Annotated in this window: 16 protein-coding genes; 9 read left to right on the forward strand and 7 right to left on the reverse strand. The window is 39.8% G+C overall.

The features are described from left to right. Positions 1–481: 481 nt before the first annotated feature. The 3 genes from I8752_RS04295 to I8752_RS04305 form a co-directional block, all read right to left on the reverse strand. The gene (locus tag I8752_RS04295) at positions 482–1159 is read right to left on the reverse strand and encodes a polysaccharide deacetylase family protein (RefSeq protein ID WP_214431094.1); all 678 of its coding nucleotides are present in this window, start codon (positions 1157–1159) and stop codon (positions 482–484) included. 95 nt (positions 1160–1254) lie between these two features. Further along, positions 1255–2175 carry an N-acetylmuramic acid 6-phosphate etherase gene (murQ, locus tag I8752_RS04300; protein WP_214431095.1) on the reverse strand — a complete coding sequence of 307 codons (921 nt, stop codon included), beginning with the start codon at positions 2173–2175 and terminating at the stop codon, positions 1255–1257. Between the two features lie 369 nt (positions 2176–2544). Beyond that, positions 2545–2967 (reverse strand): DUF3110 domain-containing protein, encoded by a 423-nt coding sequence (locus tag I8752_RS04305; RefSeq protein WP_214431096.1) that lies wholly within the window; start codon positions 2965–2967, stop codon positions 2545–2547. A gap of 1332 nt (positions 2968–4299) precedes the next feature. Here I8752_RS04305 and I8752_RS04310 point away from each other — a divergent pair. The 4 genes from I8752_RS04310 (at position 4300) to I8752_RS04325 (ending at position 8408) form a co-directional block, all read left to right on the forward strand. Then, positions 4300–4596 (forward strand): hypothetical protein, encoded by a 297-nt coding sequence (locus I8752_RS04310; protein WP_214431097.1) that lies wholly within the window; start codon positions 4300–4302, stop codon positions 4594–4596. 1134 nt (positions 4597–5730) lie between these two features. Beyond that, positions 5731–6774, forward strand: coding sequence for a ComEA family DNA-binding protein (locus I8752_RS04315; RefSeq protein ID WP_214431098.1), 1044 nt, complete (start codon positions 5731–5733; stop codon positions 6772–6774). Positions 6775–6908: 134 nt separating this feature from the next. Further along, positions 6909–7343 (forward strand): ferritin-like domain-containing protein, encoded by a 435-nt coding sequence (locus I8752_RS04320; RefSeq protein WP_214431099.1) that lies wholly within the window; start codon positions 6909–6911, stop codon positions 7341–7343. A 117-nt stretch (positions 7344–7460) separates the two neighbouring features. Beyond that, the gene (locus tag I8752_RS04325; RefSeq protein WP_214431100.1) at positions 7461–8408 is read left to right on the forward strand and encodes an FTR1 family iron permease; all 948 of its coding nucleotides are present in this window, start codon (positions 7461–7463) and stop codon (positions 8406–8408) included. A 169-nt stretch (positions 8409–8577) separates the two neighbouring features. Here the strand turns inward: I8752_RS04325 and I8752_RS04330 are convergent, their stop codons facing one another. Then, positions 8578–9603 (reverse strand): tellurite resistance TerB family protein, encoded by a 1026-nt coding sequence (locus I8752_RS04330; RefSeq protein WP_214431101.1) that lies wholly within the window; start codon positions 9601–9603, stop codon positions 8578–8580. A gap of 136 nt (positions 9604–9739) precedes the next feature. Beyond that, positions 9740–11014 (reverse strand): hypothetical protein, encoded by a 1275-nt coding sequence (locus I8752_RS04335; protein WP_214431102.1) that lies wholly within the window; start codon positions 11012–11014, stop codon positions 9740–9742. Positions 11015–11701: 687 nt separating this feature from the next. Between I8752_RS04335 and I8752_RS04340 the strand changes: the two genes are divergently transcribed. The 3 genes from I8752_RS04340 (at position 11702) to I8752_RS04350 (ending at position 15607) form a co-directional block, all read left to right on the forward strand. Further along, entirely contained in the window at positions 11702–13630 is a 1929-nt protein-coding gene (locus I8752_RS04340; RefSeq protein WP_214431103.1) for an alpha-amylase family glycosyl hydrolase, read from the forward strand. A 605-nt stretch (positions 13631–14235) separates the two neighbouring features. Beyond that, on the forward strand, positions 14236–14904 hold the full coding sequence (locus I8752_RS04345) for a nuclear transport factor 2 family protein (protein WP_214431104.1): 669 nt from the start codon (positions 14236–14238) through the stop codon (positions 14902–14904). Positions 14905–15235: 331 nt separating this feature from the next. Continuing rightward, entirely contained in the window at positions 15236–15607 is a 372-nt protein-coding gene (locus tag I8752_RS04350) for a zinc ribbon domain-containing protein (RefSeq protein WP_214431105.1), read from the forward strand. 193 nt (positions 15608–15800) lie between these two features. Here the strand turns inward: I8752_RS04350 and nblS are convergent, their stop codons facing one another. Then, positions 15801–17750, reverse strand: a complete 1950-nt coding sequence (nblS, locus tag I8752_RS04355) for a two-component system sensor histidine kinase NblS (protein ID WP_214431106.1) — start codon at positions 17748–17750, stop codon at positions 15801–15803. Positions 17751–18686: 936 nt separating this feature from the next. Between nblS and I8752_RS04360 the strand changes: the two genes are divergently transcribed. Continuing rightward, complete coding sequence (locus I8752_RS04360; RefSeq protein ID WP_214431107.1) at positions 18687–18917, forward strand: bromodomain-containing protein; 231 nt, start codon at positions 18687–18689, stop codon at positions 18915–18917. 119 nt (positions 18918–19036) lie between these two features. Here the strand turns inward: I8752_RS04360 and I8752_RS04365 are convergent, their stop codons facing one another. Beyond that, a complete protein-coding gene (locus I8752_RS04365; RefSeq protein ID WP_214431108.1) occupies positions 19037–19189 on the reverse strand; it encodes a hypothetical protein in 153 nt (50 codons plus the stop codon). A gap of 984 nt (positions 19190–20173) precedes the next feature. On the opposite strand from I8752_RS04365, the gene I8752_RS04370 reads away from it, so the two are divergent. Beyond that, positions 20174–20608 carry a hypothetical protein gene (locus I8752_RS04370; protein ID WP_225895434.1) on the forward strand — a complete coding sequence of 145 codons (435 nt, stop codon included), beginning with the start codon at positions 20174–20176 and terminating at the stop codon, positions 20606–20608. Positions 20609–20658 lie beyond the last annotated feature (50 nt).

The raw sequence follows: 20658 nt of genomic DNA on the forward strand, positions 1-20658 counted from the left end.
ATGAAGACTTAAATTTTGGCAACTTTTTTATTATTTAATGCCCGACAAAACGATGGTTTTACTGGGCTTTTTACAGGTAAAAACACCTAAAAATATATAGATTTACCGTAGATTCATGAGTGAATATACTTAAAAAGTAATAGTTTAAATTTAATTTCTTAAAAGAATTCAAAACTCAGGACTCAGAATTCAGAAGGAACACATGAATTCTGTGCGAGTAGGTGATGAATATCGGTTTAAAAGCGAGTGGAATAGTGGGCAAAACAATCTTTAAACGTTATTCCTTATCAAAACTCTATCCCTTTATGGGTAGAGTATTCACCAATTCTGAATTCTGACTCCTTGTTTATTAGTTTCATCATTAATAAAGCTTTCAAACATGCTTTATACCAATTATCTAAAATGAGGCAACACATTCAAACCCCCAAAGCTATGCTATATCTGACTTTCTTAATTACGAATTACGAATTACGAATTGGTGTTAGTTGATTTGTGCCTGCTGCCAAAGAGTATCAACAGTTACGAATTGATAGCCTTGTTGGAGTAATTGCGGAATCAGAATTTTGATTGTTGCAGCAACATCTTGTCCGCCGCAAGCGCCATCATGCAAGACAATCAGCGAACCATTTTGTACTTGGTTGAGAACTCGCTCGACTACAGTAGTAACTCCTGGTAGCACCCAATCTTCAGGTACAACACTCCACATAACTGGACGGTAATTCCACTCAAGAAATAACTTTAATGTTTTGGGAGTAAATAAGCCGTTGGGTGGTCGAACATCGCGCACTTGTTCGGGTAGCAGATTACAGGCATTGTAGATAGCAATTTGGGTTTTTTCTAAACTGTCTTTGAGGTCTTTTGAGGAAAGCATGGGAAAAGAGCGATGATCGTAGCCATGCAATCCTATCCAGTGTCCGCGATCGCATATTGCCTTAGCAATGTCTGGCGAACGATTAACGCAAGCACCCAACCAAAAAAAACTCGCTTTAATGTTGTAATAATCTAATACTTTCAACATTTCGGGTGTGTATCGAGGATGCGGCCCGTCATCAAATGTCAGCGCGATCGCTTGAGAATTGCGATCGCCACTCCAAAGACAATTGGGAAAAGTCGGTTGGAGAATGCGGTAAAAAATCGGAAACAAAGGAGCTAACTGCATTTTGAGTTTCTACCTTCTAGTGGTTTGTTCTCATAGCAAGGAGTAATTGGTTAGCAGCCAATTACTCCTTACTAGTAATTAAAAATGCTTCAGAGTTACTTGTTGTTTTTGTAGCTCTCAACAGCGGCACGGAGATTACCCTGATGTTCTGACAGTAACCGATCGCCTGCGTCTTTATCCAAACCAGTCCAGTGCATCAACAGTGCAAGCTTAACCCACTTGCCACTACGTTCTAAAATTAAACCTGCGGCTTCTCGACTCAAACCAGTCAGGTCTTGCAAAATTCGCAAAGCGCGATCGCGTAACTTTTGATTTGTGACTGCTACATCCACCATGCGATTGCCATAAACTTTGCCCAACTTGACCATTACTCCCGTAGAAAGGATATTCAAGGTTAACTTTGTTGCCGTACCAGCTTTCAGGCGAGTTGAACCAGCTAGCACCTCTGGCCCGGTCAACAGGCGAATATCAATATCTGCTTCAAAGCTAACTTGTGCCGCAGGAACACAGGCGATAAAAATAGTTATGGCTCCCCGTTGACGGGCAGCATTGAGCGCACCGTAGACAAAAGGTGTAGTTCCGCCAGCAGTAATGCCGACTACTACATCTAATTGTGTAACCTGTCTTTGAGCGATCGCGGCTTCTCCATCTTCAGCACGGTCTTCTAAATCTTCCGAACTGCGAACCAATGCACCAGCACCACCAGCAATAATTCCTTGCACCAATTCTGGAGGCGTACAAAAAGTAGGCGGACATTCAGCCGCGTCTAACACTCCTAACCTGCCACTTGTCCCTGCACCAACATAAAACAAGCGTCCTCCTTGGCTCAAACGCTCCGCAGTTCGCTCAATCGCTTCAGCCAACTGACTTTTAGTCGCAGCTACTGCCTCAACTGCTTTTTGGTCTTCGTTATTGAATAGCTCTACCAATTCCAAAGCACTGAGCTGGTCTAAGTTAAGACTGTTAGGATTTACTTGCTCGGTCAAAAGATGCCCGCGTTCCTGCAAATTTGTCATTTGTCTTTTATTCCTCTGTCAGTTGTCAGTTGTCAGTTGTCAGCCAGTGCGGTGAGTCACTTGCCGTCTTGGTGAGTCACTGCACTGGCGCTTTGCGTCGTTAGCGCAAGCGTTGCGCGAGTCATCAAGCGTCACCTGTAAGGGTCTTGGGGAAGCCCTATTCTACCTTTTGGGTTCCCCAGTCGCTCGTAGAGTGGCTCTCCATAAGCAACTAACGTTACCGATAAAGAAGCATCACCCTTCGGTATTCGTCCTTAGCGTTAACGTACCCGTGCGGAGCTAGCGCGGCAACTTAGGAGAAGGCTAGCCGTTAGGGTCAGTTGCGAATTATACACGACCAATGACCAATGACTAATGACTAATGACTAATCACAACAATCCTTCTAATTTGCGACGAATACTGTCTAGTTCAGAATCGGATAACTCTGGTTGTGCTTGTGGCGCTTGATTAGAGTGGAAGGTATCCTTATCAACATCTTCTCGGTCATCTAGTTGCCAGTCGGTTTCCTCCAAGTTAATTTCTGGGGGAATGACTAGATCGCTGTTTTCCGGGACAATTTCCCAATCGTAATCAGCGCTTTCACAAAATTCCTTGATTTCCTCAGCATCGAGTGCTTCTACTGTCGGTACGGGGAAATCTTGAGCTTCCAACAGCAAAGCAAAGCGCAAAGCGTCATCTTCTGACTCGAACATCAGAATTTTATTGCGATCGCCCACTCGAACCGTGTGAATCCCCTCATTTTCTGTGCGAGCATTAAAAATTAATACAAAAACACGCATCGGTGTAATCATCTGTCCTTTATTTTTGAGGTCTATTCATATTAAAGTTCTACGTTACGCCCTGAAGAAAGTTACAGCAACAATTTTCACTTTATTCATATTTTTCAAAGAGCGCCAATCACATTAAACATACCGATTTTGACCAAGCCCCGTTGGGGCGGGGTGCAGGGGGTAGGGTGTCGGGTGTGGGGAAGAAATAGCCCCAACAACCAGTGGGACACAAGCCCCGTATGAGTCAAGGCGCTTGCGCCTTCGGAGTTCAAGCTCCGTCCAACGTCGTTTTCCCCTACACCCTACTCCCTACACCCCACACCCTGTTAGTGACATACTCCCACGATGGAGGCTTCCTTTGAGCAGAATTTCAAACAGACAAGGGGGATGAGAGAGATGAAATAAATTTCTAGTACCCAATCCCCCGTTTCTTATTTGATTGAACATCTCGCGTATCCATTTTTGATAGAAAATAAAGATATAGGGAAACAGAGCTTGGACGAAGATACTACCTCTGGTTCCATATCTTACTCAACGCCTCAAACGATTCTATGAGATTTGCAAGTAGAGGTGTACTATGACTTTCGATTTTTCCTTATTCGATCCTACTACCTACCTAATCGTTAAAATTACTCTGCTTTTTTTGATGATGCTAGTACTTTTGACAATTTCTGCGGCCCCAGCCGTGTAGAATTTAGCCAACTCTCATCTCGAATGTCCCAGGAACCCTAGCTTCCCAAAGAGTTGGAGGTAAGATTATGCAGGTAAAAGCAATCTATTGTACTTGGGTGTAATTTTTGCTACTCTTCTAGCGGTTCGCTAATGAGAGCCAAGTTCAAGGTAAAATCTCATTGCTTCTAACACAGAAGTCTTGGTTGCAGTTCAATTAACCAACAAGGATATCTCATTAGCACTGCCAATCATGGCGAGGATGCTGTTAAGGGGATTATATAAGGATTCGAGCGATTTCATCGCCCTCGGATGATATCTACATCTCAACTGTGTCAGTGGAAGTCAGAAAAGTATAAATTAACTCGCATGATCCCAATCACTGAGTAACTCATGCTCTTGTTTTGTCTTCTTGGGTTTGCAAAGTGGTGCTTTAGGAATACCAATATTCATGGTAGGAAAAGATTGTTGTCTCTTCTTGGCGGATTTTTTGTCGTGTGTATTTGAACTTGTCTGTGTTGTCGTCATTGATGATTTATCCTAGAAAACTCAGCACTAATTTAGATCGTCAATTTCAAAACAGCAAATTTCTGAAGAAGTATATTTTTTTTAATAAGATACCTCTTTGGTGCTGAATAATACCAGAAGTGGAAAGTATGTATTCATTGAGAACAAGGTAAAGTAGTGGAAACGATCGCATCTAAACACTGTACTACAGGCGATCGCACAGCACGGTGTTTCACCGAACTAGCAAATAAACCAAGGCTATTTACACAACTCTTGGTGCAACAGTTACATTCACTGGATATTAAGAAGAGATTTCCTGAATTAATTCTTCGTAGTCCTCCTACATACAGAGGATTTCCAGTTGGTAAAGCAGCACATTGCCGTGAGGGGGTCTCCCCAAGAAAATTAATAGTTTATATTAAAAACTTTCTTTTCCCACTTTTCCTACTTTTCTTACTTTTAGCTAATCGCTAAAATGTCTGTTTCGATTAATTTTTATTTTTACTAATTCTTAATATAAACAACTCGAAAAAAGCTGTATTGTAATAAACATAGTGAATTGTAAATACCCAAACGAAAATATCAGAACATTAGTTTAGTAGTCGTTCTTAAACAATATAGTGTACTTCAAAGCCGGTGTCTACTAATTGTTTAGAGTGGCTGATGAACTTTTGTCCAATTATTGTTTAGGTAACTGAAGTAATTTCACTGTTCAAATTATAGTAGTTTGGCAAGTTCTGGCAGCGCAACTAGTGGTTTGGTAACGTTCTGACAGCACAGCTTAATACTGCTATCCCATGGTAAATATGCTTTTCACAATTTCTATGCGCTTTGTTTTAGACAGAGTGTAAGATTCTAATGGTGTAGAATTTACTGTTTGAATTCCATGAAGCGGATAGGGTTTTAGTTAAACTCTGACAGATTTTTCTATATGCTGTGAAAAGATTAATTGGGAAGTTGCTCCTTGATTTCTGAGCAAAGGAAGCCTTTGCTCAGATTTTTATTCACATTTAAAAATTAAGAATATTTATTTTTATAGTCTCCTCTGCCGACCTATCATCTAATCCAATGATAGGTCAATTTCTATTTATAAAAACTAGAAAGCTAGTTAAATAATATATAGTGATAAAACTCAAGTATCTAGTGACGTAAAACACCTATTTGTAGCTAAACATCTAGGTCTAATCTGTAACGATCGCTATTCAAAAAGCTACTTTATTCTGATTTAGTTTTTATTTTGAAATAAAGATATCAACTTTTATACTGAGTGATTAAAATACATCAAACTTTCTGAGTGCAAGATGTGCATTATCAGTTTATTCACCAGCAGTACGATTATGCCAATTCTGATTGATAACTCTAGCGATCGCGACTGAAGTTAACAATACATGACATATTCTGATACTGGCTGTAAGTACGATCGCATAAGCTTTTCAGCGACCTTATTTCATCAAAAAATATTAAATTCTGCTTAACACATGCAGACTAGTTGATAAATAGTGTCATTATATGCAACAGTAAAATCTATGACACAGCGTCAAAGCCAACCGCAGACAGTAGTTTGAAATGTTTCAATTACCACCTTTTTCAGTATACCTAGGAAGAAAAATGATAAAGTTTCGCTATATCTGTTTAACTGTTGCAACTGCGGCAATAGTGTCTCTGAGTGCTTGTAACAGTACGCCAACGGCAGAAAATCCTTCCGCACCAGCCGCTAACTCCAACCCTCAGGCTACAGAGGCAGTAAGTAACAGCAGCCACAGCGGTCACGGTAGCAAAGCGAAAATTAACATTAATAGTGCTATTTTGTCAGAGTTGGATAAATTTGAAGCCAAACTAGGTGTCCCGGCTTTATCGAACAAAATTCAGGCGAATCGTCCCTACGCCCAACCAGAAGACTTAGTTAACAAAAAAGTAATTTCTCAAGAACAGTTCGACCAAATTAAAGACCAAGTTACTACTCAAGAAGTAGTACTGACGGGTGAAGTAAAAGATGTTGATTACATGACTAAATTGGGCTTAATGAAAGGTCATCTTTTAGTAGCAAAAGAATTGCTAGATAAAAATCAGCCAAAACAGGCAGAACCTCACATTGGGCATCCAGTTGAGGAGATTTATGTTGATGTAGAAGACCAACTTAACGAGCGCAAAGTTAAAGAATTTAAGACAACTTTGGTAAGTTTGCAAGATTTAGTAAAATCCCAACCCAAAGATGCTAAAGTCAAAACTGATTTTACCTCTTCAATGGAATCAGTTGATGGAGCGATCGCAGCATTACCAGAAGCTCAACGCTCAAAACCGGAATTCGGGCTACAAGTAATTAATGGATTATTGGATGCTGCCAACTCCGAATATGGCGCAGCGATCGCCAATGGTAAAATATCCGCAGCAATTGAATATCAAGACTCTCGTGGCTTTGTCACCTACGCCAACGATCTATACAAAGGGATTTCCAGCCAAATATCTAAACAAGATCCCGAAGCGAATAAAACAATTGAAACTAGTTTTGCAGAATTACTTAAAGTTTGGCCTAGTGTTATTCCACCAAGTACACCAGTGAAAACTCCTACCGAAGTTACCAAGCTGGTAAAAAATATTGAAGAAAACTCTCAAAAAGTTATTGATAAATCTAGCACTCAAGCCCAACGTTAGTAGTTTTAATTTAATGGGAAATAAAGAGTCATAAGTTTAAAATGAGTGAGGAAATAGTTAGAAGTTGGATTTTTTAACTTCCAACTCCTAACTCTTTTTCGTTGCGCTTTATTTGTAACTTGAGTAGATAACTGATGCAAGAGCTTGACCATCAAAAAACCATCGACCTACTAAACGCCATCATGGAATTTGAATTAGCAGGAGTAGTGCGCTATACACATTACTCCTTGATGGTGACTGGCCCTAATCGCATTCCAATTGTAGATTTTTTCAAAGCGCAAGCGAGTGAGTCTCTACTTCATGCCCAACAAGTAGGAGAAATTCTCACAGGCTTAGATGGGCATCCTTCTCTGAAAATCGCTCCAATGGAAGAAACCTACAAGCACACAGTCAAGGATATTTTGGCAGAAAGCTTATCTCATGAAAAAAAAGCGCTGGATCTATATAAAAAGCTGCTAGAAACTGTCAGCGATGCCAGCATTTATCTCGAAGAATTCGCCCGTGGCATGATTGGTCAAGAAGAGATGCATAATCTCGAACTGAAAAAGATGCTACGCGATTTTAGCTAAAAATTAAGAGTCAATAGTCAACAGTCAATAGGCAATAAATTCAACTTAAGACTGTTGACTTTGTACTATCGATTTCGGACTATTGACTTGGGTTTGTTGACTTTGGGACTAGAGATAATGGATTTTAGTATTGCTTTACCTACTTTTGTGATTACACTTCGAGAAGGAGTGGAAGCAGCACTTGTTGTAGGAATTGTCCTGGCTTTGTTAAAAAAAGCCAAACAATCACGACTCAATACTTGGGTATATGCTGGTATCGGCGTTGGCATTGCTGCGAGTGCGTTGGTAGGTGTGCTATTTAGTGCAGTGACTCAAGCGCTAGAAAAAGCTTATCCGCAATATGCGGGAGTCATAGAGCCAGGACTAGAAGGTTTGTTTAGTGTATTAGCGATCGCTATGCTCAGCTGGATGCTAATCTGGATGACTATCCAAGCCAGATTTATGAAAGCGCAAGTAGAAGGAGCCGTTAGCAGTGCCTTGACAGAAAATGGTAATGCTGGATGGGGTATTTTTAGTTTAATTTTTGTAGCTGTCTTGCGTGAAGGATTTGAAACTGTTCTATTTATTGCTGGTAGTTTTCAACAGGGGTTATTTCCCAGTATTGGCGCTCTTGGTGGTTTGCTAGTAGCAGCAGCAATAGGTGTGCTTTTATTTAGATGGGGTATCAAAATCAACATCCGCGTGTTTTTCCAAGCGATGGGCGTGTTACTAGTGTTGATTGTTGCTGGATTAGTAGTGACAGCACTGCAACGTTTTGACGAAGCTATTGCCAGTATTGCCCTCAGCAGCCGCGCCTCACAAAGCCTGTGTTTTTATTACGAACACTTTACCAAAGTCCACTCTTGCATTTTGGGGCCAATGGTTTGGAATACTTCCAATATCTTGCCTGACGAAAAGTTCCCCGGCGTTATTCTCAAAGCATTGTTTGGTTACAGAGACAATCTTTATGTTGTCCAAGCAGTTGGATATGTAGTATTTTTAATTACCGTCGGAGGACTATATTTGCGGAGTCTTGGTGGTAATTCTCCTCAAGCTGTAAAAAATACTCTAGCTAATCAAAAATAAATTACAGCCTTTCTAAGGCAAATGAGGTACAGGGCAGGAGACATACATAGCTGCATCCTGCCTCCTGCCCTCTGCCTTCTTCGGTGATTGCTCAAAGCCTTAAAGCAACTGGTTTTTACTCAGCACTCAGCACTTTGCTATATTATCGAAGTTACCTTGAAGTTTGGAACTAAGTAAACTCTATAGTCTCAACAAACTCTAAAATTCTTTCTTTCATGTCCTCGACTTCTTCTTCAAGAGAACCAGGATTTTCATCTTTCAAAAAGCTACGCTGACTACTAACTATATACAAAAAATCAGCATTGATAAAGCCGAGAAGACCTCGGTAAGCATTTAATCTACTGGCAGTTCCGTTATTTTCTTGCTGGGAAATTGTTGAACCATGAGGCATATCGACTAATACGAAGTAAGATCCCATCATTATGTCTTCTAGATATTCACTGTACTTTACCTGAGCATTTGGCACATTAGCTACAATCGCTTGTGGTACATACTTGTCTACTAGAATTGATTGGAAGTATTCTTCCCGATCTGCATACTCTAATTCTTCCAGCTGTTCTAGAGGTATAGGATAATAATCAATTCTAAACAAAGTGCCGAAATCATCAGAAAAGCCAACTGTACCTTCTTGACTTTGGACTTTACCCCCCTGTTGCGAGTCTACTGGAATTGGAACTGTAAAATTATCTGAAGGTGACTCATACACTTCCTCATCCTCGTCTTCAAAATACTCTTCGTTTTCTGCTTCTTGAAAGGCGGCAATTACCTCCTGTATAATTTCTTCCGCCTCTTCATCCTCAATTTTTAAAGCTTCCTGTAGCTTTTTGAGGTAAGGTTGTTTTTCTTTGGGAATAATTAGTTCTTCTTCGTCTATCAGTACAATTACCCCTGCGGCAAAACCATCTAGCACCAGTTCGTCAGAGAGAGCTTCACTTGCAGAATTAAATAAGCAACAAAGTCCTTCGTCTTCTGCAATGCCAATAAGTCTATCAACTATTTCTGTAATTTCATCTTCTGAATATTCTTCAAAGACCTCGAATTCCCAAAGAATACTAGCTAAAATTTCTGCATCCACCTCTTCAACAGCAGAATCAGCAATAGCGGTAACAACAGCAACTGCTGCTACTCCTTCTTCTGGACTCAGCGATTCTTCTGAAACCTCTGATGAGTTAAAAATCTTGTCATAATCGATCATAATTATTACCTCCTTTGCTTGCTAGTAACAGATTTAAACTGACAATAGTTCAGTTTAGCAATGTAGTAAACTTCCTCTAGGGAAAGTTACTAACACATAGCTAATTCAGTATCATTGATGATATTTTTAGCATTAATTAAGACTGGTTGTAAGATACTTTTTGTGTAAACTTCTGATTGTCTTTATCTTGATTTGAGGTATACAGAAATCGTTCAGTAATGTTTTCATAAAAGCTGGGATCTGTCCAGTAACCCATATGTCCTTCGAGTCCCCAGGATGCATGATATTTCATTTCAACATTATCTAGGTTTTCATAGTAATCTAGATGTCCGCTAATGGGGTCTTTCAGATGATAGTAATTGACCCAATTGATTTGCTCTAGTTGGCAGATAACTGGATTTTTAGTCATGTATGGACTTTGTAGCGCAAATTCTGGTTTGACGCGGAAAGAGTTAAGATGTTCTAACATCCGCTGTCGAATATACTGGTCTTGTTGAGCTGTCTCCCGTAGAAAAAAGGCAATTTTATCAAGTGGCGAACCAAAGGTAATTAGCCCTTTGATTTTATCTAACAACAAATTTTTACTTTTATTTTGACCTAGAGTGGATTCAATACAGAGAAGATTTAATGTGTCGTAGGCAATACAGCTACCAAGAGAATGTCCAGCCAGTATTACTTGGTCGTAATTTGCTTCCTTATCCTTGAGAATTGCTTTTAGCAAGGTTAGGGATTCTGCCAGTATTTGCTGGCGAATCTTTTGGTAAGGTGATTTGGGATCGGTAATGCTATAAATAGCCACATCACCCACGAAATTAACCAACACAGGAGTAACAATTTGTTTACTTAGCTTCCAAGCTGATTGCAGAAAACGACCTCTGAGAAACGGGCCTGCAAACAATAGAATTAACCAAATTCCCAAGCGCAATACTGGATATACAAGGTTAAATAGGCGAAGGAATATAGTAAGCGATCGCAGCCGAAATTGAAATAAGCCTTTTCTTTTGTTATTGACCAAAAGCCTCTGCAATAAATCTTTATTTTCCTGGCGATTGTAAAACTTAATTGTGCCATCAAGTGCCTGCTCTGCCCATTGCAATAACTCAGGTACACTGATTTTATTTTCTGTATTAGGTGCCCAGTAGTACTCGTGAATATCAATAATCCAATTTTGTTCGCTATCACTTGGACTTACTCTCACGAAGCTTTCTGTCCAAAAGGAGCCATTTGCTAGCCTACGTTTAGCAATTAAATGTTCTAGCTTGAAAGGTAAGCTTTGTTTATCAAAGTATTGGAGCAAGTTTCGGGCGAAATAATCCATAGTTTCAAAAGGATTTTGTTCCCCCACTCCATGAATCAGAAAAAATGCTGTGCGACCCTTGGGAAATCTTGGGTTAATATTTTGATGACTCATAATGATCGGTTAGATAGAAAATAATTTGGTTTTAATAGTTAACTCTGACAATCCATCCGCTGCTAATTCCTGTTTTTAATAGCTTTTGTGAAAATGACAGATGCAAATTATACTTTCAATACTTTGAAGATAAATTACTGAATACCATAAAAACTTTATTTATAAATTCTTGCTTTATGTATGCTCGATCTACCAGCATCTTTTTGTCAAAAAACTTGACATTTTTACATAAACATACATATTCAACCAGCTAGTCTAGAGTGTAGCAAAAAGTGGAATGTTGAACTCCCGTTATCTTCCGACAAGCCATGTCAGGGCACAGAGAACTTGGAAATAGTGAAATGTTGTAATCTTGACAACTTAAACTCATTTAGAGAACTGATTATTGTAAATCAGGATTGCTATAGCTACTGGTTTTTATCCTTTAGCAAATGAAGTATAACCGTCGCTAGTAGTGTTAAGACATCAACAGACGATCAAACCTAGACATAAAAAGACTTTTCTCCCAGTCACCAGTCACCAGTCCCCAGCTATATGTCTAACGGTATAACTATAAACTTGCTAGCGATAGATATTTATACCAAGGGAAGGATGGCATAATACCGTTGTTTGTAGTGGCACTTGGTACTTAACACAGCTGCACTTGTAACTCTGCAAACCTGAATTACATGAAATTTTGAGTTCTTTATGGTAAAAACCCCTCATTCTCAGTTTTCACCAGAGCAATACAAAGTAGATCCTGCAAAAGCAGAAGTAGATGCTCTAATACAAGCACCCCAGTCCGATACTGAAATTAACTTAGAGTTTCTTTACACTAGAGATATTGAATTTCGTCAAGAAACGATTTACTTTCTCGTGGTCGATCGCTTTTATGACGGCGACCCCGATAATAGTGAAGGTGCTAACTCAGAACTGTACGATCCCACCGGACAAGATTGGGGTAAGTACTGGGGTGGCGACTTACAAGGTGTTATCGATAAATTAGACTATCTCAAAAACATGGGAGTAACTGCGCTTTGGTTAACTCCCTTATTTGAACAGGTTGAAGAGTTATTTGTTGGGAATGCGGCAATACATGGCTATTGGACAAAAGATTTTAAACGGATAAATCCTCGGTATATAGCTAAGGACGAAGACCCTTCTTTAAACAATACTCAAGAAGCAAAAAATACGACCTTCGATCGCTTAATTACAGAACTACACAAGCGCAATATGAAGCTGGTGCTGGATATTGTCTGTAACCATAGCACCCCTGATACCAGTGGTAGTAAAGGTGAATTGTATGATGATGGCGTTAAAATTGCCGACTTCAACGATGATGTTAACCACTGGTATCACCACTATGGCGAAGTACAAGACTGGGAAGACGATTGGCAAGTACAGAACTGCGAACTAGCCGGTCTAGCAACTTTTAATGAAAATAATAGTGAATATCGTGAGTATATCAAGTCAGCAATTAAACAATGGTTAGACCGGGGTGTGGATGCATTGCGAGTGGATACTGTCAAGCACATGCCCATTTGGTTTTGGCAAGAATTCACTGGTGATATTACTAATCACAAGCCAGATGTATTTATTTTTGGTGAATGGATTTATAGCAATCCTAGCGACGATCGCTCCGTGGAATTTGCTAACCACTCAGGCATGACACTTCTAGACTTTGGGCTGTGTGTGGCAATTCGAGCAGCACTGGCACAAGGCTCAGAAAAAGGATTCCAGACAATTCAATACATCTTCGACCAAGACCATCGCTACAGTGGGGCAACAGAGTTAATCACCTTCATCGATAACCATGATATGTCCCGCTTCCAATCGCTGAACCCCGATCCCGCGATGCTGAGGGTAGCGATCGCTCTGATTATGACTTGTCGCGGTATTCCCTGCATTTATTACGGCACAGAACAGTATCTGCATGATGATACTGATGGTGGTAACGACCCATATAACCGTCCCATGATGGAAAAGTGGGATACCGATACTGAGATTTATCGTTATGTCAGGCTATTATCTGGCTTGCGACGATTAAATCCCGCTGTATCGATGGGTAGCCACTGGCAAAAATACTTAACAGAAGATGTTTACTGTTACGTGCGCCGCTATCGTGATTCTCTGTGTTTTGTGGCACTCAACCGGGGTGTAGAAGTCACTTTACCAGAAGTAGACACAGAATTTCCCGATGGGGAACATACTTGTATAGTGACTCGCAACAAGTATGAGGTAAAAGACGGCAAGATTTATGATTTGCAACTCGAAGAACGCGGAGTGATTGTTTTGAGCCATGTTGGAGAAAGGATAAAAGCTCAGACCATTGTGCGGGTACAACTTAACGGCGTGCAAACTCAACCCGGCGAAATCATCGTGGTGACTGGAAATTGTCCAGAGTTGGGCAACTGGGATATCAGCAAAGCGTATCCCTTAGAGTACATCAATACCAATACTTGGTTCGCTGAGATTCCTTTTAATGAGAGTGCTGGTAATCTCATAGCTTACAAATACGCCATGTGGCGCGAAGGACAATCACCTCTGCGTGAAAATACAGTACCTCGCCGTTGGGTAATTGCTAAAGAAGGCACTGTAAAATGGCGCGATACTTGGGCATCGGGACGAGAGTCATAGAAAGGTAAAGTGATTAATCGTATAATTTATTACGCAACATGTAATCATTTGTGAATTTATGGGGTGAAGGGCGATCGCTCTTCACCAATTTTTTGGGAATAGAAAGGCTGATGCCAAGATGATAGCGGTTCTCGTTTGTATGGCATACAAACGAGAACCGCTATATATCTGAATTTATTAATTACGAAATTTTGAAATTTACACCATTATTCACTTCATAAAATATTTATAGATAGCAAGTAATTTCTTGCACATGTTACTGAAAAACTTTTCTGGATTTTTCTATTTATCTATAAGTATTATTTCGCTAGCAAAATAACTATTAAATTGCTAATTTCATTGTGTTAATTAATTAATATGAATTACTAGAAAACAACAGTTACCAATCTATTTTCTACTTGCTATAACTGACTGAGAACTCAAATTTTGTACAAATCATAGTTATATCATTGACCAGTCAAAACAAATTCTGGGTGATATAAGAATTCTGCTTTAGCTTAACATGCAATGATTCTAGCCTATTGAACTAGGTTCAAATATTCATGTCTAACTTTAGCTAACTGTAACGTGCAAGAGATAAAACTGTTAAAAAAAGGATTCGTTTTATGGAAAGAAGAAAAGAAAATAAGGGAATAATTTCAAAGATTATCTCGTTTTTGTCACATCATATAACTTTAATTTTACTTGCAGCTACTCTTGTCTTATTATTTGGCAGTAGGTTTGAGCTAGCAAACGCAATTCAACCTAACTTTGAGGCCGCAAGCGTAGCTCAACCTAATGCAGAATTGGAAATTCAAAAATTAGCAACCTGTTATGCACTTGGAACTGATGCTATCGGTAGGGGAAATCTCCAAGAAGGAAAACAGATTTATCGGGATTGTTTTACTCAAGATGCACAAATTACAGCTATTTTCCCGGATGGTGCTAGTGAAACACGGTATGGTACAGATTCTTGGGCAGATTTTGTCTATTCAGTATTCCAAGGAAATGGATATGTGGCAACTCAACACCTGATGGGTTCGCTCAATGTCTCAGTTAGAGGCGATCGCGCAAAGATGTCCTCTTACCTCCATGCAACTCACAAGCGTTCCGAAACCAGCATTGATGTTGCCAATGGCACTTATGAAGATGATGTGATTCTCAACAGAAATGGGCGCTGGAAAATTAATAATCGTACCCTCAAACTCATCGATTTCTTGAACTTGAGTTCTCCAGCCACTCCAACCGCTAGAAGTGCCCAGGTAGAACTACACATACCCCGTATGAAGCAGTAATTACTTCAGAACGCGGATTTCAGAAAACCGACTTTCATGGGGTGCGTTGTTTTTGCAAACGCACCCTATTTTTGATCGCACAAAGAAGTTCGGGTTAAATATGGCGGAATCCCCGATAGTGTAGACCTCTTGCAGAAGTTGGGAAAAGGGGAAGGTGGGGTTCCCTCTGGGGATAAGGGGCGGGGGAAAGGTTTGGTATTTTCCCTTTAACCTTTAACCTTTTCCCACCTCTTGCAAAAAGAACTTTTGCAAGAGGTCTATTCTTCTCGACTCCTTACTCCCTTATTCACAAGAGCTAAAATCAAAATGTTTACCTATTCATGCTTAGGTTGTGGCTACTACATCTTGTCCTCGCTGTCAGCAACCCGTTGATAGTCAAGCTATTAGCTGTCCTTTTTGCCGTACAACTCTTAAAGCTTACGGTCATCCTGGTATTCCATTGCATCGTGCTAAGGGAAAAGAGTATTTATGCGATAGCTGCACCTATCATGCCGACAACAGCTGTAACTTTCCCCAACGTCCTTACGCCAAAGACTGTACGCTGTATGAAAATTTGGAACAAAGCAAGTTAGAGCGAGAAAAGCAGCCTTACAGTAGCAATTTTGGCATAAATGTCAAAAGCTGGGTAAACCGCAATCAAACTTGGCTACTATTACTAGGTTTATTATTCGTCTGTTTTCTGATAGCAATGTCATTGTCTTGAAAAAGTGCTGAGTGCTGAGTGCTGAGTGCTGAGTGCTGAGTGCTGAGTGCTGAGTTCTGAGTGCTGAGTAAAAATACGAAGCGATCGCCTCTACAAGTTGCCTCACAATCTTTTAGGTGAAACCTGCAAACCCTCTCCTCCGCCCCACCGCTGTCTCAATGCTGACGGTGTACGAAGTTCATCATGACTGCCTTCAGACTGTTGGAATTTTAGGGTTTTCAGCCGTCGGTTCTACAACTTTTATTGATGGTTCTTCATCAAACAGAGTTAGGTCAAACCAAAAAGTAGTACCTACCCCGACTTCACTTACCAGATGCACTTTACTCCGATGCCTTTCCATGATATTTCTCACAATTGATAAACCCAAGCCAGTGCCTTCTAGGGTGTGAACGCGATTTTCTACTCTGAAGAAGCGGTCAAAAATTGCCTGTTGGTCTTCTTGGGCAATGCCAATACCAGTATCCGAAATTTCTACTCGCACTTGAGAAGATTGATTGTGAGACTTAGGCTTGGGATCTAATTGGTAGGCGCGAATTGCTACTTGACCACCTGCTTGAGTAAATTTGAGGGCATTACCAACTAAATTAGCTAAGACCTGCAACAACAAATCATAATTACCCACGACAAACGGTAAGCTGGGAGCGACTTCCTGAATTAGTTCAATGCCTTTATCTCTAGCATTAAGTTGGTAAGTACGCAGAGTTTGCTCGATCGCTTGCGCCAGATCCACTCTATCGAAGTTATAATTGCGACCAGATTCCAGCTTGGACAAATCTAAAACATCGTTAACTAAGCGGGTCAAGCGATCGGTTTCATGATTGACTGTTTGCAAAAAATCTTGTCGCTGTTCTAGACTCAAGTCTTCGCCGTAGTCGTGCAAAGTTTCAATAAAGGATTTGATATTAAATAAAGGCGTTCGCAGTTCGTGAGAAACATTACTGATAAATTGGCTTTTGGCCTCGTTCAGTTCTACTTCACGGGTAATATCTTGTACGGTTATAGCAATGCCTTTAATACTCTCACGCTGTAGGTTGAGTACTGTAGTTAAGAGAATACGGATAGTACGCTTGATTGATTGGTTGAGATGAATGCGAAACTCTGCACTTTCGCATTCGCCTGCTGCCATTTCGTACAAGGGACGGGCGATCTCCATTTGTACTGCTGAGGGCAAGTGATGCAAAACATTGCTGCCTACCACTTCGTCGTTTTCCCAGCCAAAAATTCGCCGCGCTGTTGGGTTGACTAAAATCACCTGCATACTATTATCAATTAAGACAGCACCATCAGCGATGGTTGAAACCAATGTTTCGAGCTTGGCTTTTTCTGCTGTCAATTCCTCAATGTTTTGCTCTTCATAACTCTCTAGGCGTTCTGCCATTTCGTTAAAGTTGAGAATTAACTCTCCTAGTTCGCCGCCTAGGGGTAAGTCAATCCGCTGTTTGAAGTTACCAGCAGCAATTTGTTTTACCCCAACCAACAGTTCTTTAATTGGCTTGGTGATGGTTAAAGCGTTAATCACTCCTGCCAAAATCACCATTACCCAAATTGTGATAAAAACAGCGATTGTGACATCACGGGTAAAATTTGTAGAGATGACTGCGGTTTGGTTGGGGTTAATGCCGATCGCTAATACACCCAGGTATTTTTTATTAACAATTAGGGGAATAAATACATCGGTGACTGCCCCATCTGGGGTCATGTGTTGCCGCACCATTGGTTTTTCCCCATCGCCTGGGTAATCTTCTGGCAATTGTATTCGCCGTTCAATGGTAAGAGAGTTTTCTACCTCCGGTTCCCAAAAAGGAATTCCAAAAAAGATTTTCCCAGTTTCATCAGCGTAGAGCATATAACGCACGCTAGAGGTGCTGCTGTAGAAGCGTTGGGAAAATTGGGCAACTTCAGTGAGATTTTGGTCAGCAACGAGAGGGGCGACGTTGGCAGCTAGCAGCAGTCCTAAATCGCGACCGAAGCGGGTGTCGTTCATCCGCGCATCCTGCTGAATCGTATTCACAGCCCAGAAGGTCAAACCACTCATCACCAACGAAACCACTAAAGTGGCGACAGCCAAAAGCTTGGTCTGGAGGGTGAACTCCGACCACCAATTAGCGATCGCTTCTCGGATTGTTGTTAAAAGAGCCAGCATCTTAAATAAAGTTGTTAGTAGTCTTTAGTTATAAACCCCAACAACTTAAAAATTAACAGTTAATTAGACAAATATGTTAATCGAGAGATGACTGTGGAGTTAGGAGTTAAGGGTTAGTTCTGTTCGCAGCATGTGGAAAAGTCAGAAGGTGTAGGGTGTAGTCAGACTCTCTCCAGTTCTCACTCAGCCACTCCCCAGCCTGAAAGGGGGTTTTAGCACTTCCGATGAATAGTCAGGCTGTTGATTATTTTTAAAACAAACTAAAAAACTAAAAATCTTAAGGAAACATTAAGTATATTTGCTTATCCGTCTTGGGCAAGAAGCAGGAAGTGTTAAAGAAGGTAAAGATTTGAATATAAAGCTTTAAGAAACTTTTTATCAAAAAATCTTTTACCTCAGGAGTAGTATCGCATGGTTTCAATCTGGCGAAATCCATTCCCGGTAGAGGAGTACAAAACGAACCGTGTTGTTGTGTACTTTTATAGCGGCAGGTGGATTCCAATTATGTTTCATACCTTGGAAGAAGCGATCGCGCTTCATCGTAAAGCAGTACAACTAGGAAAACAACTTTTTATTTTTCCAGCGGATTGCAATCCCAGCCATGAAATTCGTTAGTGGTAAGTAGAAAGCTGAATACCTAGCAAATTTCACAGATTAGCGTTTTACATTTAATTCTGTTTACCTGACTTAAAAAAGCTGGGGGAGGTGGGGGAAGCTAGGGAAGAAAATTTTTATGTGTTCTGGTATACGCAGTTCATGACGGCTACTTATGGCTTTCCCCAACTCAAACGCTAACTCTACCTATGGTATGGGAAATAAATAGTCGGATTGACGAAAAAATACAACAATTAATTTTTACCTACCTGCCTAGCGCTAGAGGCGAGAAACACAGTAAAAAAATTAAATTTGAGCATGTAGTTTAGTTATTGCTTACTCATGGACTTTAAGTACAAGTGGAAGAATGGCCAGATGCCTTCTCGTGATGAAGCCGCACGTAAGAAATATCTGTTAGATGCAAGTCAGTTTAACGATGATAAAGACCGAGCACAAGCAGAGGATCTGGCTCGTAAACATTTAAATGTTCCTACAAGAATTCCAGATGATGACCGCTCGATACTGCCAGGCGCTGCTCCACAAGAGAATAGTCTTGATGAAGACTTGTTGTAATTTTGATTCTCTTTGAGAGACATCGACAGCATAAAATGGACAATTAGTATATTAGGGGCGATCGCCGTCTTTTGATATTTATTGACTAGCATTTTATTTCTTTGTAGAACGCAGCCGATCTACTGCATAACAAATAAGGCGTAATTTGCGATCGCAGAGTGCGGATAATAATTACGAATTTGAAAAAAATACTGTTTCATATCTGTTTCATATTTATTAGTTGTTCCTGACTTTGTTTGATAATATTTATTAGAAATCACCACAAGTTTCATTGGTTATTACCAGCCAGGAGCAATTTCCTGGCTGTTTTGTTGCTGTTTAGTAACTGCTCAAAAAAATATCTCACGGTAAATAACTGCATTGCAACATCACCACCTAAGGATTGTTGCAGGTCTATTGGTTGTTGCAGTTTGCATCTGTTATTATCTGCTCTAGCAATTCGATCCGGTTTTTATGCCAGGGATTGCCTGGCTTATCTAAATAATACCTGACTATTATCAATAAGACTATTCCGACGCGTCTCTTGGGATTCTGCACGAGAGAATTTTACACGACTTGTAAACTCGAATCGTACTCCTCTTAAAGATAGATGTGTAAATCTCTATACACCTTAATTATTGTGCCAGATGCGTAGAACACTACTAATGATTGATAAAAATTTAGCAGTTGTGCAATAAAACCTAGTCTGTTGGTGAGTTACAAGAATACCGGAAAAATTCACAATAATGTAACACTTTGAAATGACTGAGCTTCAATAATGTAAGCAATTTATACAAAGACTAATTTTTCATCACTTTGAAAAAAATTTAAAATTTGAATGTAACAATTATGCTATTTATAATAGTATGTCTATTAATTGTTGATTTATCACTAATTTCCGAAGTTGCCTAGCTAAAAAGTTAAAGTAAAAGATAAATGCGATCTTCCATAATCTGGGCGATCGCCGAACTCACTATTAAGAAGTAGCTTCCGATACAAATAATAGTGAATGCATAGGTTAGGACTATTATTAATACACAAGTTCTAGCTGTATTGAACCATACAAATCACAACTTCTCAAACTATGAAGTAATGTTATTAACATAATACTTGACTTTTCCAAGTACTGAGTCATGCTATTAACAGCATGACTACTTTGGATATTTTCAGAAATAAAATTTACTCGTAATGCTGTTCGTTGGGAAATATTTCTGATGCAGTCTACCATTATGAGAGCTTTTTAATTCTTAAATATTTTGAAAATATATAGGATGATTATGTCTAACGACTACCAGTTTTTTTGTAGAGATTTCTGGCTTCCTAGTGGTTATGAATCTGAGAAAGATGGTGAGACTTTTATATTTGCTTCTAACGGTTTAGATTTAAATATTGCTGGTTTTTCTCTGATTAACTATTGTTTTGGTGAAGATAAGAATCAAAATAGCGTTAAATATGAAAGTCTTTTACAGACTTTGGCTTTTCCCTTAGATTTATATGGAGAAGAAATCAGTTTTTTATCGCGTAATAGTGCGATCGCTCTATTAAATGAGATATCTAGCAAGTATTCTTGGGAGCTTACTTGCTGGTTACAGAATTACATTTATCCTTCCTGGGATGGTCAAGGAATAATAGATATACCTCGTGTTATTGATATTTCGACTTTATTTAAAACAAACTTAATTGCTTGGTCTCCGGTATTGACTAATACTTAGAACCGGGGACTGGGGATAAGAGAGCTGGGGGAGCAGGGGGAGATGAGGGA

It is taken from the genome of Dendronalium phyllosphericum CENA369, assembly GCF_016056275.1.
GTDB lineage: Bacteria > Cyanobacteriota > Cyanobacteriia > Cyanobacteriales > Nostocaceae > Dendronalium > Dendronalium phyllosphericum.

Excerpts from the sequence above, each read along its gene's own strand:
- I8752_RS04295 (WP_214431094.1), bottom strand. The coding sequence starts at position 1,159 with ATGCAGTTAGCTCCTTTGTTTCCGATTTTTTACCGCATTCTCCAACCG.
- murQ (WP_214431095.1), bottom strand. The coding sequence starts at position 2,175 with ATGACAAATTTGCAGGAACGCGGGCATCTTTTGACCGAGCAAGTAAAT.
- I8752_RS04305 (WP_214431096.1), bottom strand. The coding sequence starts at position 2,967 with ATGATTACACCGATGCGTGTTTTTGTATTAATTTTTAATGCTCGCACA.
- I8752_RS04315 (WP_214431098.1), top strand. The coding sequence starts at position 5,731 with ATGATAAAGTTTCGCTATATCTGTTTAACTGTTGCAACTGCGGCAATA.
- I8752_RS04320 (WP_214431099.1), top strand. The coding sequence starts at position 6,909 with ATGCAAGAGCTTGACCATCAAAAAACCATCGACCTACTAAACGCCATC.
- I8752_RS04325 (WP_214431100.1), top strand. The coding sequence starts at position 7,461 with ATGGATTTTAGTATTGCTTTACCTACTTTTGTGATTACACTTCGAGAA.
- I8752_RS04330 (WP_214431101.1), bottom strand. The coding sequence starts at position 9,603 with ATGATCGATTATGACAAGATTTTTAACTCATCAGAGGTTTCAGAAGAA.
- I8752_RS04335 (WP_214431102.1), bottom strand. The coding sequence starts at position 11,014 with ATGAGTCATCAAAATATTAACCCAAGATTTCCCAAGGGTCGCACAGCA.
- I8752_RS04340 (WP_214431103.1), top strand. The coding sequence starts at position 11,702 with ATGGTAAAAACCCCTCATTCTCAGTTTTCACCAGAGCAATACAAAGTA.
- I8752_RS04345 (WP_214431104.1), top strand. The coding sequence starts at position 14,236 with ATGGAAAGAAGAAAAGAAAATAAGGGAATAATTTCAAAGATTATCTCG.
- nblS (WP_214431106.1), bottom strand. The coding sequence starts at position 17,750 with ATGCTGGCTCTTTTAACAACAATCCGAGAAGCGATCGCTAATTGGTGG.
- I8752_RS04360 (WP_214431107.1), top strand. The coding sequence starts at position 18,687 with ATGGACTTTAAGTACAAGTGGAAGAATGGCCAGATGCCTTCTCGTGAT.
- I8752_RS04365 (WP_214431108.1), bottom strand. The coding sequence starts at position 19,189 with ATGAAACTTGTGGTGATTTCTAATAAATATTATCAAACAAAGTCAGGA.
- I8752_RS04370 (WP_225895434.1), top strand. The coding sequence starts at position 20,174 with ATGTCTAACGACTACCAGTTTTTTTGTAGAGATTTCTGGCTTCCTAGT.